This window comes from Pseudomonas sp. NPDC087697 (assembly GCF_044743155.1).
Lineage (GTDB): Bacteria > Pseudomonadota > Gammaproteobacteria > Pseudomonadales > Pseudomonadaceae > Aquipseudomonas.
Window position 1 is genome coordinate 156,391 of record NZ_JBIUVW010000001.1, and the last position, 12,953, is coordinate 169,343.

Consider the following 12,953-nt stretch of genomic DNA (forward strand, 5'->3'; position numbering starts at 1 on the left):
AGTCCAGGGAGTATTTACAGGAATAACTGGCAACGCGTTGGGATATCCCAGATGTCGCACAGCCGTGCTGGCATTAAGCATTGCAGGATGCTATCCGGCCATGTACACACTGGACACTGAAAAAAAATTATTGCGATAACCAAAATAGGCAACACACAGAGCAATCGGCATAACCAGAATCACCAGACAGGCACCTACGAGAAATCGCCGCTCAACGTTAAAAAACTTCGCTGTACAGCCCCTAGATGCTTGATAACCAGTCGCGATAGGCATGCACGGAGGTGATTATTCAGCAAGACAGACCTCCGGCATTCTGCGAACTACTATCAATTGGTCGCCACTTTCGACTCTTCGAAGTGCTGCGGCAGGTAGCCGCCCTGGATATAGGTTTGCGCCTGATCCGCATAGTGCCGATCGAACAGTACACCGACTATCCGACCTTGGCCGAATCCCGATTGACGCGATGAGCCAGATCCTGAGTTAGAAGTCCGCCGGTCCCCAGACTGCTTTCAATTTCAGGGACTTGTAGAAACTAAATTTAATAATTCTTGGGCAAAAAAAATCCTCCTCTCATGCATCTTTTCGATGCATGAGAGGAGGTATGAAACGATTTATTCACCGGAAGATTGAGTCACGAATACGGCCCACTCCGACATCATTGCTTGACGCTTCTCAATCAAATCCCCGCGAAAATAGGCCGCCTCCACCTTGTCTTGCCGCACATGTGCCAAGGCCAGCTCACAGACCTCTCTTGGGTATTGAGTCTATTCCGCCGCCCAATCGCGAAACGTGGAGCGAAAGCCGTGCATGGTTAAATCGGTGCGGCCCATGCGGCGAAGCCCCATTAGCATCGACATGTTGGACAGATGCTTGCCTTCCCGAGCCCCGGAAATACGTGGGCATTACCACTGAGTCGGACTAAGCCATTGAGTAGAACTAGGGCGTCTTTACTCAATGGCACGCGACGCTCTTTCGCAACCTTTATCCGATGGGGGGTATTTTCCAGACCCTTTTCTCCAAATCGAACTCGTCCCAAGTAGCTCCGAGAACCTCGTTTGTTCTGCATGCGGTCAAGATGGTCAGTTGCATGGCTTTGTAGCTGAGGTCGTCATGCTTAATTATTTCTTTCATAGACGTAGGCATCTCTACCCAAGGTAGGGCTGGATGGTGGGTTGTGCCCGTGGACGCCTTGGAGTCTGTACGGGGGAAGCGCTGGACAGCTTTTGCTCTGTATAGGATGGTTCTCATCACGCGGAGTTAATCGTGGCACCATAATCTGTCAGGGATCGCTCTTCGGCATGGGTTTTCTGGTGCTCGGCTTACGTTTGGAGCCGGGAGCCTTACGCACCTGCGTCAGTTGTTGCTCCAGGGTTTCAGCACGGGCCTGCTGTGCCGCGGCACGTTGTTGGGTTTGACTGAGCTCGATTTGGATCGACTCCAGCCGCCGTTGCAACTGCTCCACGTGCCGACCGGCCTCTTTGAGCTGGATTGACATCGCCTTGCCCTCCTCCCGCGCGCGGTCGACCTCTCGGTGCGCACGATCTTCGACTCCGCGGACGTAGCTCTCCTGAGTGACGCGCTCCTGCTCGGCCTTGAGCCGCAGCGCTTGCAGATCCTGCTGTAATGTCTGGCTGTGCTGCTGAGCTTCACGGCGCTCGCGCAGCAAGCTTTCGCGCTGCTGTTGCAAATCCTCGATCTGCAACTGGCGCTGCGCCAGCAGCAGCTCAAGGTCGGCCAGGCGCGACTCGGCTGACTGGCGCCCAGCTAAGGCCTCCGCAGCCTGCTGACGAAACTGCGCCCCATCCCGACGCGCCTGATCCTCAACCTCGGCGACCCGCTCGCGTTCTGCGATCAGCACCTGATGTTGCTCCGCCAGCGCCTGTTCGGCGACACCCTGCGCCAGCTGGATCGCCTGCTGCCACACAGCAACAAAGGCCTGCGACACCTCTCCAGGCAATGCTGGCAGGCGGGTCTCGCCATTTAGGCGTTCGGCCAGGCGGGTCCACCATTGATCGAGCAGCCCGCCAACCCGCGCCGGGCTACCGCGACCCAACTCCAGGCGCACGCGCTCGACCGTCGGCCGTTCACCGCGGCCCAGTACCGCATCAGCAGCGGCAAACACCTCGTTTTCCGGCACCCCTACCGCCATGATTGTCCTCCCGATATATTAGGTCTGATAATCGAATGTTATCCGACGTTATTTTTTGAATTCTGGAATTATAATACGTTGAACGTACTAAATATTACAGATCAGTTGCCGCTGGTCGACGAAACCCCGCTGGACCCACATTTCCTGGCCATTAACGCGCAGGAAGCGGCGGCAGCCTTTATCGCCGCCGGTACGGCGGCCAACACCGTGCGCAGCTACCGCAGCGCCCTCGCCTACTGGTCGGCCTGGCTGCAACTGCGTTACGGCCAAGCGCTGGGCGATGCCCCGCTGCCAGCCACCGTGGCGGTGCAATTCGTCCTCGACCATTTGGCGCGGCCACTGGCGGACGGCGATTGGGCGCAACTGCTGCCCCCAAGCATTGACGCGGCGCTGGTCGCCGCACGGGTCAAAGCCAAGCTGGGGCCGCTAGCCTTCAACACGGTTAGCCATCGCTTGGCGGTGCTGGGCAAATGGCACCGGCTCAATGGATGGGACAGTCCATGTGAGGCCGCGGCGCTGAAGACCCTGCTGCGCGAAGCGCGCAAGGCCCAGTCGCGCCAAGGCATGACCGTTCGTAAAAAAACCGCTGTGGTGCTCGAGCCCTTACAGGCGCTGCTTGCCACCTGCACCGACGGCGTGCGCGGGGTTCGTGACCGCGCCCTGCTCCTGCTGGCCTGGAGTGGCGGTGGCCGCCGGCGTTCCGAGGTGGTGGGCCTGCAGGTGAGGGATGTGCGCCAGCTGGATGCCGACACCTGGCTGTATGCCTTGGGCGCGACCAAGACCGACACGGGTGGCGTCCGTCGCGAGAAGCCGTTGCACGGGCCGGCGGCGCAGGCGCTCGCCGCCTGGCTCGACGTAGCCCCGGCTACCGAAGGGCCGCTGTTTCGACGGCTGTATAAAGGAAACAAGGTCGGGTCCACGGCCCTGTCGGCGGACCAAGTGGCGCGCATCGTTCAGCGCCGAGCGAAGCTGGCGGGCTTGGAGGGGGATTGGGCGGCACACAGCTTGCGGTCGGGTTTTGTCACTGAGGCCGGGCGCCAAGGCGTGCCGCTGGGTGAGGTGATGGTCATGACCGAGCACCGCAGCGTCGGCACAGTGATGGGCTACTTCCAGGCGGGTTCATTGTTGGCCAGCCGAGCAACTCAGCTACTGCCAAAGTCCGAGACACCAGTCGAGTCGAAAGAGGGCTCGCCGGCAAACCATTCTTTTGAATAAAAGGGGGACTGGAGATACCTCCGTACGGTTGTTGCGCTTACCGGACTCGATCATCCCGGCGGCCAAGCGTTACCTCACTTGCTCTCTTTGTTTTCTAATAAATATTTTAGATCTGCAATTTCTTTTTTTAGCTTGTGCTGCAAGTCTGAAAGTTCACTAATATCATGCACATTGACCATTATTATCGTGTGAGCCAACGATAAAACCTGACTAGCCCGGCTAAATGTTTCGTCCATTCGATCTTGAAGCTCGTTAATCGCATCCAAAATCTCGACAAGCTGGCCCGGCACACCTGCGTTTTTTCTTAAATTCTCCGACAATATTGTCGCTATTAACTTATCTGAAGCTTCTGCCGCTGATAACCGGTTGATTGCAGGTTCGTTTAACAACCGCCAAAGCATCTTAATTCTTTGGCGGTCGCCGCGCCCTATAAACCTTCGAATAGCAGCGATACTCACAGGTTTATTTTGTCGTATCAGCGAATCCACCGCTATTGCAACATCCTTGAATGTGATACCGCCGTCACTGGACATACCACCTCCGAAGCTTGACTGAGAGTCTGTGTGCTGCATCAATATCTTTGATCCAAGGTATGATCGTTCGATTGTTGACTTACCCGTAGAGCCTAGAACCAAAGGCTTTCTGGACGCACGACGCTGCACTCACCAATGTAAAATAGGAATCAACATTTTAACTATGGGCTCACAGCAAAAAAGCCTCATCAGCCTACCCTCTACAATGCGCTCATGCATTATATAAATACCTCGACTACTTCTTCACCATGTGCTGATTCTTGCTTGATTATGAAGTGGTGATCCCCCAGGCGAGAAAACTGGCATTCTTCAACGATGAGTCCATTATCGCCTGACAAAGCTGCGGTGCAACTGCGTTGGGATAGCGGGACAATACCTAAGTACGTCTCACTCATGGTATTGTTTTTCATAGACCTTGCAACCAAGTCATAGAACACCCCCTTCCAAGGCTGCATGGCGATGCGGACAATATAACCAGTGCGCAAATAAAAATGGATATGAAAGAGTAGCTTTAAGAAATAGACACGAATCAGTTCGCTTGGGATAAATCTAAATCCGGCAAAGCTGTTTTCCAGCGCTCTAACATAGTCAAACGATAACGAGTCCAACTTGCTGGCGTGTCCTTGTTGAAGGGTAAGCGAGGAAAGCCGCAAACGAACAAAAAAGTACACAAGAGACATCAAGCAAACTTCGTCAGAATCGACCTTACCGCCCCAGTAACGAAGATATCCATCATAGAGGCGAAGACACTCCTCATGATACCCGAGGTGGGTTTGCACCAATCGATCACATGCTGTAAACCAGTTAAGGTCTGAATCCTCCTCACTCGGAAACATCCAGCGCAGACAACGCAGCGAACGATTCAGCGCATTGGCTTCGCTTGTCCTGTAGGGAAACAGCTTAAATCGCACGGTTAGAGCTGCGAGCGACGGCGTTGCTTGGTAACTATCTGTCGCATCTAACATCCTAAAAAAAGATTCACCATCGCGGGCCCTGGTCACGATGAAATCGAACCATTTTTGTTGGGCAAGCCCTGCGTCGTAAAGACGATAAATGAGCGCGTGATCCGCACGAGACGATAGTTGTTCGATCGCCTTACCCAAATAAAATCCACAATCATCACAGGCCTCTATGGGTGCATGCAGATTTGAAAATTTTTGGTAACAAGCGCCGCACAGCTCCTCCAGCTCTCTTCCATGGATAAGGCAAATTTCCACTTGCGGCAGACAAAAGAACACCGAATGGTAGCCGATGCGCATGCAGTCTCGGCAGAATCGAATCCTACGTTTTTTTGTGTCAAAGCGAACGGACCGGAATGCCGAAGGAAAATGCTCCACACGAGAGTGAAGCTTGTTTTTTGGTAGTAATTCCGGGGTATTGTTGACATACAATAAATCCTCCGGAAACTTCAGACGCTTTCCAGAAATTGCTTTGAAGACCTCTACTGGGCTGGAACCGTAGATCGACGCAATATTTAGGAGGATGCCGATCGCAGACTCATAAGGGTAGGCACCTCGTTCAAAATAAACGGGAGCTTTCACGCTAATTTGCCTCCATTTAATTTGGTAAATTCAGCCAGCTTGCTGTGTGCTACTGCACTGTCAAAATTACCCTTAGTAAGCGTTAAGGATGGCCTATCATTTATAATGCAGTGGCGCAGCAGGTAACGTAAGGTCATAAATACATGTTCAAGCGGGAGGTTTTTTCTGTAGGCTCCTTGGGCCTCCGCGTTCAATGAATCCCACATGAGTTTTGAATACGGAGCGAGACGAAAGCCGTACGCATAGGCCGTGGGTACTAAGCTACGCGTGTAGGGGATGCCGGAAAACTTAGGATATTCTGATGTTTCATCAAAGGTATCTAAGATGACCCGTAGTTCGCTTTCACTTTTACAACCTGGGAATTCAATAAAATCACTCATAAACCGAGAAATAAGCTTTGCTCCGTCCTTTTCTCGTGCGACGTCTTTTCGCAAGTCTGAGACGCCAGGCATGGCAAAAGATATTAACGTCATAATAACTCCCCTACCTTCCAGCATATTTAACAAGTCTGCGAGTTGGTGCAGGTCAAAGACCCTCAGCCGCTGAAACTCATCGAGTATTAAAACCCATTGATTGCAATTACGCTCCGCGCATTTTAAAGCGATCACATCGACGATACGTACAAATCGAGGAACTGCCAATTCACGGGTTTTAAACTCACAGCCTTCTGCTAACCCTATTTGGAGTGCGATACTGCTTGTGTAAGACTTATCTTTTTTTATCACTTCGATCTGGGTCACATACGCTCTAGGCATAAATCCAGCAAGTTTATTTTTCAGTATTCTCACGCAACGGGTTTTTCCTACGCGCGCCAAACCATAAAATACAAGCCCGGTCCTGCGCATGAACACAGCGTCCATGGCAACACTGCATGCTTCCGCAAGCGCAGGGGTAATCACCGTAAAATCTTTGGTGAATACAGGGTGATCGCTAAAATTTAGTGGTTGCATCATCAGTTCCTCCAGGTACTTGCCAGAATTCCTCCCCTAAAGACTTCAAACTTTCGCCCTTTCCGTCCAACTCAGTGTCGATAGGCTCATTCCCAGTAGAGTTGTTACTTGATGCCTCACCTGATGAACTAGCATCACTGGACGGGGCAGACGTACTCGGATCCTGAGGACCAAACGCGAGTTCATAGTACATTCGAGTGAACTCTAGATTATTCTTCTTGTTCGCGTTTTTGGTGAGGTGATAGATATAAGACAACACAATGTCATCCAAATAAACCAACTCAAAGGTTCGATCCAGATATGCCTTGTTAATTATTTTTCGCGTAATTACGCTATGTCGGTTTTTTCTCCAAAAGCCGAGCACGGTCAACGTACCCAATGACATGCCGTCCGGCAAAATTGCTTCGACGTAGCGATAATCATCAGGATTTATTTTTATCATCAATTCGGTATGGATCAAACTTGGGGATCTAGCCAGTTGGGAGTTTGTATACTTAGCCTTGTCTAAGGTAATATGAGGAGCAACCCCTCCGGCAATATTTCCTTGCACGCGGCGCATTTCAATATCTTTTCTGAGTTGAATTTTGCTTGTGGTGCTTTTATCTGCCAACGGAAATATTAAACGTTGTTTTTTATTGTGAATGTATGCATGCAGAAGCTCTGCAGGGCTTTTAGAGAAGTTGCTGCCAGATTTAGGTGTAATATTGTACGCCGCCACCCACACGTCTAAAACCTGTTGAGCCTCATCAACAAACACCTCATACCGCTCGGCCATCTCTTCAGGGTTTTTCACCCTTCCATCAGTCGGACTGCTCCCGGTAGTGGACGGTATCCGATGCATGATTTTGTGCGCTATTTGATTAAAAGTGTTCTCAACTAACCAGCGGCGCTCGGGATGCGCAAGCTGGCCGTAGTTAATAGAAAACCCCAAGCTGTCGCGCACTTTTTCTTTGACTTTATTAGCGTGGTGCGCCATTGCATTGTCAAGAAATAAACCGCCCCATAACATACGTTGAGTTTCAGGCAAAATATAACCAATCATACCGCTGCCTGGCGCATAGGCTAAATCTTCAACGGTAATTTCTTTCATTGGCTGCCAATCACCTACAAAAGCATCTATCAGTATGTCATGGACATCTTGAGCACGGACTTCACTACTGAAAACAAACCTACATGCAAGAATGCCTTTCGAAATTCGCTCTACAACCGCGAGTAACCAGAACCTTTCAACCAACCGCGACACATAAATCCCTGGGAGCGGCTCAACGTTTATAATGCAGTACTTGTCAACCTTGTAGGCATCCAATTCCACTATATCGAAGGGAAGATTGGCATCAATCAACCCTATTTCACCCGAAGCCAGACGAGCATGGGTTCTACCTTTCTGACCTAAAGTCAGTGATGCTCTAATAAAGTCCGTTTCGAGAACTTTATTAATCAATTTTTCGATAGTGCGACGGCCACCACGCTTTTCATTAAATGGCCACTCGTCTAACGTAGCACCAGCCTTAAGCAGTAATTTGCGAAATTTCGCATAAAGCATGGAATGATCGAATTTCATTCCTTGGTGCTCACTATGATGAGACCATATTGCCTCTATGAAGTCGGTTTTTACTTGAGGATATTTGTCGAGCGTCGCCGTTAATACGCCCGATAGTGAACCCTGTTGTGATGTACGCTTCTCGCCGAAGGGTGCCTTCCTTTGATAACCATTTATATGCGCTCTTGGAAGCAGTGCCCGATCTCCCCAATAACAGCCACTTTCATCAAGACTGATAAATCGCTTGTAATACCGCGTCTGCTCGCTGTTGCTTATTCTAGTTTGTTGATAAATTAAATCCGCACTGCATCCCGCCACCCTTAACTCCATTGCTTTCAAGCGCTTCAGAAACACCTTTCTAGTATTGAAGTCCAACCGATCTGGATCGACATATATACTTGCAGAAAAAACCAAATCCAGAGCTGATATTTTCATATCAATTCCCATCTTGTTTCATCTGCGAAAAAATGCGGATTCAATTCAACCGTGATAAACGCATCAGCGTACATTTTGGCAAACAAATAGCAGGTGACAGAACCACCATAATTTCCGAAGGTTTTTAAAATATCACCCAAGCAGCCTTCACGATGCGTTCTAACATAGACGTGCATCTCTTCAGATAAATTGAACGGGAGCACGATGTTTTTTGCTGCAGACAAGCACGCCGCCACCCGCATTAGGGGCATGATTTTATATTTGAGAGGAATTATTTGCTCTATAGTAAATGTACAGAACTGTACACCGTTTTGTTTGGCAAACTCCTTTAGCGTATTAATGGATGTGTTGTGCTCCAAAATATCCAAGCTAGCCACTTTGTGCCACTCCAGACTGCCATCTCTAAGGGCAACCTCGGCATTCAATTGTAACTGGTGAGGGCGTGGATCAAGGATCAGGCGCGGAGTAGGATAAAGGTCGAAAGTCTTAACGCGCGGATCAAATTCAAGAAACAAAAGCCAATGCGCCAGCTCAATATCACTTGTGATTCGATAATGGCTATTCGTTTTATAACTAAATACACTCCAAGCATTGCCGAAAATTTGGCCGCGATTGGTAAATGAAGACGTCTTTGATTTTTTAGTAGGCATAACCCATCTCCCGAGTTTACGGAATGATGGGTCTATTTGATCTCTTATTAAGCGAAATAACTTCGCCTCAGGAATAGCCCAATCTCACTATAGACGAAAAAAATCGACGCGTTATGAAATGATCATCTAAGAGGCATTTTTGATAAGGTGTGCTGTTAGTTTTTTATGTTTTTTTGGAATTGACCATATATTTAATTTGAAAACACTGATTTGGATTATCTCTTCGGTGGTTTTCATCTGAGGTAAAAAATGATACCAAGACAGCGAATCTCCAAAATTCGACCACCGCAACCATTCAAACCGAATGCAAAAATAATTTTAGAAATCAATAACGTATCTCATTTTGCACTTTTCGTATTTTAGTTCGGAGGGCTTCATTTTCACCATTCTATGCCCCAATGCTCGAAGGAGACTGTGCACGCCAAAGGAAGCGTACAGGCACCGCTTGTAGTAATCGTCGGGAAACTGGGCCTTTAGACATCTAAAGGCCACGCAGAGAACGCGCTCAACAACCGCAGCATCAACCAAAACAAGCCCCTTCTTGGAAACGATGAGTAAATACTAATGTGGCGGCCATTGCATGGCATAGGCTAGGCAAAATCCACCCCAAAGATTCTAGCGCCAGCGTGAAGGACGTAACGGTCTTTACAAAGGTGATAACTACTTACGGAGCTAGCTCCAGCGCTTTAGGTCGTCACACGCCAAAAGCTCCTTTCAAACCGATCGGAGAGTCATGCTCTCTCAAGCTCTTAAGGCCTTTCTGTTTGCCGATGGGACGGGCGGCCATTGATATCTGGTGCCGGCGGCATCCAGCTTCATAATCGGAGTAAGGGAGCCGAATGGCTCAACCCTTTCTATGAGCATTTGGGATAGACGCTGATGAGCGAATTTCCAATCTGATGTGCCTTCATCATGGCTACGTGGATTCCCTGTGATCTGATCCATGCTTCATCTCCTGGGTCGTTTCGAAGGCTTGGCGTGCCCGGCAACTTTCTTATCCTCTACCCCTGAGGAGGCATCGCTACCCTCCTCCGGGCCTGGCTCATCAATCCCAACCTGCCGCAGTTGCTCATTCTCTTTCTGTACAGCCGCCAGCAGCACCGCGGTTTCTTGCTCACGCAGCTCGGCTACAGCTGCGGTCTGGTGGAGTGCCTTGACCTCTTCGCGCAGCGCAGAGATCTGCTCCATGAGGTGCTCAGCCACCCCAGCGGACTTGGCCTCACCCTGGCGTAGTGCCTGAATTTGAGTGTTGAGAGACTGAACCAAGGCCTCCTGAGTGTGCAGGGCTTTGGTTTGCTGCCTGGCTTCACCGAGCAGGCGTTCATTGTCACGATTCAGTCGCGTCAAATCGTCCTGTTTCACGGCGATGGTCTCCCGCAGCTTGCGCTGCTCAACTTGCATCTCATGCAGTTGAGACTCGTGCTTGCGTTGATCCTGATCCCGCTGATCCTTCACCGCTTCCCGATAGTGCTCGAGCGCCCCACGGGCCTGAACGTGCTTTTCCTCCAGTGATTGAATGTGCTTGTCCTTTTCAGCAACCAGAGACTCTACGTCGGTGCAGCGCTGACTGAGGCCTGCGTTGCGGGTCAGCTCAGCCTGAAGCGAGGACTGGGTGGTTGCAAGTTCAGCGCTCAGCGTCTCTATCGCGGCCTGTTGGGTGGCCGACTCACGTTGAGCGGTAGCCAGCTCCGATCTGAGCTCGGTGATCTGGTTTTCCAGCGCGGCCCGCTGCAAGTCAAAAGCTGCGGTCGCCTGGGAGATTACTTCCTGGCCCTCCTCCATAAGCTGATCCAGCAGCGTTTGCACCATACCGTTGAGCGTGTCGCCTATACGTTTACGTGATGCCACGGGCTCTGGACTGGAGGGCTCAAGCTCTTTCAGGTACCGAGAAATCGTTGTCTTGGAGCCCGTATTTCCGAGCTCTACGCGCACTGCGTCGATGCTGGGGTTGGCCCCCCTGGCCAGCAGCGCCTGACGTGCTCTTTGCACAACAGCTTTATTGATTCCGCCTCGGGCCATGGGGGTCTCCTACGATTTCGTACTGTGTTACATGTCATGTAGGTACATAACACTCTATAGAAATTTTACGCCGTTTGATCTTGATTTGCTAGAAGCCCATAATAGTACTTTATGGCTTCTTGACCCGCCGTGGTGCCCGCAAAACCGCCCAATGGCGTATGCAGGCAGAAACGCTCCGATTTTGAAGGCAAAATACGATGGAAAAGGCAGACCGGTACCTCAGCGCCGGCACCAGGGAGAACACCCGGAAAAGCTATCGGGCAGCGATCGAGCACTTCGAAGTGACTTGGGGCGGCTACCTGCCCACGACTGGCGACGGCATCGTTCGCTACCTGGCCGAGTACGCTGACAAGCATGCAATCAGTACGCTAAAGCAGCGGCTGGCCGCGCTGGCGCAATGGCATATCACCCAGGGATTCCCAGATCCAACCAAAACGCCAAACGTGCGCCAAATGATCAAGGGCATCCGTGTCGTGCACCCCGCCCAAGTGAAGCAAGCCGCTCCGCTTCTGATCAGGCATCTTGAACAGGCAGTCAAATGGCTGGAGACAGAAGCCGCTGCCGCTCTGGAGCGTGGGGACTACAAGACCCTCCTCCGTCACCGCCGCTCGGTAGCAATGGTGCTCATCGGTTTTTGGCGCGGTTTCCGCGGAGATGAGCTGGCCAGGCTTACGGTAGAGAACACGAAAGCCTACAGCGGTGAAGGCATCACCTTCTTCTTGTCTCACACCAAAGGTGATCGCCAGCACGAAGGGACAACCTTTCAGACGCCGGCGCTGACGATGCTCTGCCCCGTCGAGGCCTATATCAACTGGGTTACCGTTGCCGGGATCGCCAAAGGCCCCGTGTTTCGGCGCCTTGATCGTTGGGGAAATCTGTCGGACAAGGCCATCCAACCCCATAGCCTGATTCCGATGCTGCGCCGCATCTTCAAGGAAGCTGGTCTGCCCGAAGAACTGTACAGCACCCACTCAATGCGACGAGGTTTTGCGACCTGGGCGTCAGCCAATGGGTGGGACATCAAGGGCTTGATGAGCTATGTGGGCTGGAAGGATATGAAGTCGGCGTTGCGCTACGTCGATTCAAGCGTATCGTTCGGTGGGTTATCGGCACCAGCAGCGAGGAGGCTAGCAGAGAGCCCACAGCTAGGATGATCACCCGGTACAACTGTGTTTCGCCAAGAAAAACTGTGACGAACACCGGTTCGTCACTCTGATTTTCTGATCCTATAGAGCAATTAGTGCGTTCCATCACCCCCCAAGCGTCAGTAATGCAGACGCCCCACCAAGGCCAGCCTGCTCCACGAAGCAAATATCAGCTTCAGGCTACAATTCATCCGTCTTGGGCTTAAGCTGAAGGTGGTCACGCTCGACAGTTGCCACCCCCTGATCCGTCAGCAAAACATAAACGTGGCGCCCGCGGGCTTTATTGAGGTAATCCAAAAGCCGACCTTCCGTGAGCTGAGGTTGAGCAGGATCGTTGATCAATAAAATTGAGTCGGTGAACCAGCCTTTAGGATGCTTGTAGTCCTCAACCGGTTTGGGTGTTTTAGGCTTGTCTGCATCGTTTGAACCGAAAGGGTCGGCAGGGTCGAAATCGTTCGCCCAGTCGTACGGATCGACGATGGGAGCCGCATATTCGACTGTGTAGGTGCCCACTGTGCCACTCTGATGGCCTACCATATTCTGAGTAAACTCATGATCATTCATGCTTATGGCCCGGATGGCGTGCGCTTCTATACCAAGCGCAAGGCCATCACTCAGCGGCGGCCCAAGCGTGCCAATCACGAAGCCTCACAGTTTGCATTCCCTAGTCTGTAGGCAATCATCACGCCCTCGTTACAACCGCTGTACTACATGCAATGCCAGCAACAAGAATGCGCCATTTTTTGCTGAGCCCAAAAAACCGACGCAGGGCGTCG

11 protein-coding genes and 2 pseudogenes are annotated in these 12,953 nt (G+C 51.3%); 3 read left to right on the top strand and 10 right to left on the bottom strand.

Translation table 11 applies throughout. The features are described from left to right. Positions 1 to 326: 326 nt before the first annotated feature. A pseudogene (locus tag ACIPIN_RS00660) lies at positions 327 to 428 on the bottom strand (hypothetical protein); the annotation flags it as partial. 851 nt (positions 429 to 1,279) lie between these two features. Continuing rightward, the gene (locus ACIPIN_RS00665) at positions 1,280 to 2,149 is read right to left on the bottom strand and encodes a DNA-binding protein (protein WP_401113890.1); all 870 of its coding nucleotides are present in this window, start codon (positions 2,147 to 2,149) and stop codon (positions 1,280 to 1,282) included. Between the two features lie 78 nt (positions 2,150 to 2,227). On the opposite strand from ACIPIN_RS00665, the gene ACIPIN_RS00670 reads away from it, so the two are divergent. Continuing rightward, complete coding sequence (locus ACIPIN_RS00670) at positions 2,228 to 3,364, top strand: tyrosine-type recombinase/integrase (RefSeq protein WP_401113892.1); 1,137 nt, start codon at positions 2,228 to 2,230, stop codon at positions 3,362 to 3,364. A gap of 74 nt (positions 3,365 to 3,438) precedes the next feature. Here ACIPIN_RS00670 and ACIPIN_RS00675 read toward each other — a convergent pair whose 3' ends face one another. The 7 genes from ACIPIN_RS00675 to ACIPIN_RS00705 form a co-directional block, all read right to left on the bottom strand. Continuing rightward, entirely contained in the window at positions 3,439 to 3,897 is a 459-nt protein-coding gene (locus ACIPIN_RS00675) for a DNA-binding protein (protein ID WP_401113894.1), read from the bottom strand. A gap of 218 nt (positions 3,898 to 4,115) precedes the next feature. Further along, positions 4,116 to 5,438 carry a hypothetical protein gene (locus ACIPIN_RS00680; RefSeq protein ID WP_401113896.1) on the bottom strand — a complete coding sequence of 441 codons (1,323 nt, stop codon included), beginning with the start codon at positions 5,436 to 5,438 and terminating at the stop codon, positions 4,116 to 4,118. Further along, positions 5,435 to 6,391 (bottom strand): ATP-binding protein, encoded by a 957-nt coding sequence (locus tag ACIPIN_RS00685; protein WP_401113899.1) that lies wholly within the window; start codon positions 6,389 to 6,391, stop codon positions 5,435 to 5,437. Before ACIPIN_RS00685 ends, ACIPIN_RS00680 begins: the two co-directional genes overlap by 4 nt. Then, entirely contained in the window at positions 6,369 to 8,375 is a 2,007-nt protein-coding gene (locus ACIPIN_RS00690) for a hypothetical protein (RefSeq protein WP_401113902.1), read from the bottom strand. Before ACIPIN_RS00690 ends, ACIPIN_RS00685 begins: the two co-directional genes overlap by 23 nt. Then, on the bottom strand, positions 8,360 to 9,013 hold the full coding sequence (locus ACIPIN_RS00695) for a hypothetical protein (RefSeq protein WP_401113904.1): 654 nt from the start codon (positions 9,011 to 9,013) through the stop codon (positions 8,360 to 8,362). The genes ACIPIN_RS00690 and ACIPIN_RS00695 overlap by 16 nt, the downstream gene beginning before the upstream one ends. Before the next feature lie 741 nt (positions 9,014 to 9,754). Then, entirely contained in the window at positions 9,755 to 9,958 is a 204-nt protein-coding gene (locus tag ACIPIN_RS00700) for a hypothetical protein (protein ID WP_401113907.1), read from the bottom strand. 3 nt (positions 9,959 to 9,961) lie between these two features. Continuing rightward, the gene (locus tag ACIPIN_RS00705; protein ID WP_401113910.1) at positions 9,962 to 11,032 is read right to left on the bottom strand and encodes a DNA-binding protein; all 1,071 of its coding nucleotides are present in this window, start codon (positions 11,030 to 11,032) and stop codon (positions 9,962 to 9,964) included. 197 nt (positions 11,033 to 11,229) lie between these two features. Between ACIPIN_RS00705 and ACIPIN_RS00710 the strand changes: the two genes are divergently transcribed. After that, positions 11,230 to 12,186 carry a tyrosine-type recombinase/integrase gene (locus ACIPIN_RS00710; RefSeq protein ID WP_401113912.1) on the top strand — a complete coding sequence of 319 codons (957 nt, stop codon included), beginning with the start codon at positions 11,230 to 11,232 and terminating at the stop codon, positions 12,184 to 12,186. A 171-nt stretch (positions 12,187 to 12,357) separates the two neighbouring features. Here the strand turns inward: ACIPIN_RS00710 and ACIPIN_RS00715 are convergent, their stop codons facing one another. Next, positions 12,358 to 12,741: a hypothetical protein gene (locus ACIPIN_RS00715; RefSeq protein ID WP_401113915.1), complete on the bottom strand. Its 384-nt coding sequence runs from the start codon at positions 12,739 to 12,741 to the stop codon at positions 12,358 to 12,360. Between ACIPIN_RS00715 and ACIPIN_RS00720 the strand changes: the two are divergent. Beyond that, a pseudogene (locus tag ACIPIN_RS00720) lies at positions 12,736 to 12,852 on the top strand (hypothetical protein); the annotation flags it as partial. The gene ACIPIN_RS00715 and the pseudogene ACIPIN_RS00720 overlap by 6 nt on opposite strands. Positions 12,853 to 12,953 lie beyond the last annotated feature (101 nt).

Coding starts and splice junctions, on each gene's coding strand:
- ACIPIN_RS00675 (WP_401113894.1), bottom strand. CDS start 3,897: ATGTCCAGTGACGGCGGTATCACATTCAAGGATGTTGCAATAGCGGTG.
- ACIPIN_RS00715 (WP_401113915.1), bottom strand. CDS start 12,741: ATGAATGATCATGAGTTTACTCAGAATATGGTAGGCCATCAGAGTGGC.
- ACIPIN_RS00685 (WP_401113899.1), bottom strand. CDS start 6,391: ATGATGCAACCACTAAATTTTAGCGATCACCCTGTATTCACCAAAGAT.
- ACIPIN_RS00665 (WP_401113890.1), bottom strand. CDS start 2,149: ATGGCGGTAGGGGTGCCGGAAAACGAGGTGTTTGCCGCTGCTGATGCG.
- ACIPIN_RS00700 (WP_401113907.1), bottom strand. CDS start 9,958: ATGGATCAGATCACAGGGAATCCACGTAGCCATGATGAAGGCACATCA.
- ACIPIN_RS00710 (WP_401113912.1), top strand. CDS start 11,230: ATGGAAAAGGCAGACCGGTACCTCAGCGCCGGCACCAGGGAGAACACC.
- ACIPIN_RS00695 (WP_401113904.1), bottom strand. CDS start 9,013: ATGCCTACTAAAAAATCAAAGACGTCTTCATTTACCAATCGCGGCCAA.
- ACIPIN_RS00705 (WP_401113910.1), bottom strand. CDS start 11,032: ATGGCCCGAGGCGGAATCAATAAAGCTGTTGTGCAAAGAGCACGTCAG.
- ACIPIN_RS00690 (WP_401113902.1), bottom strand. CDS start 8,375: ATGGGAATTGATATGAAAATATCAGCTCTGGATTTGGTTTTTTCTGCA.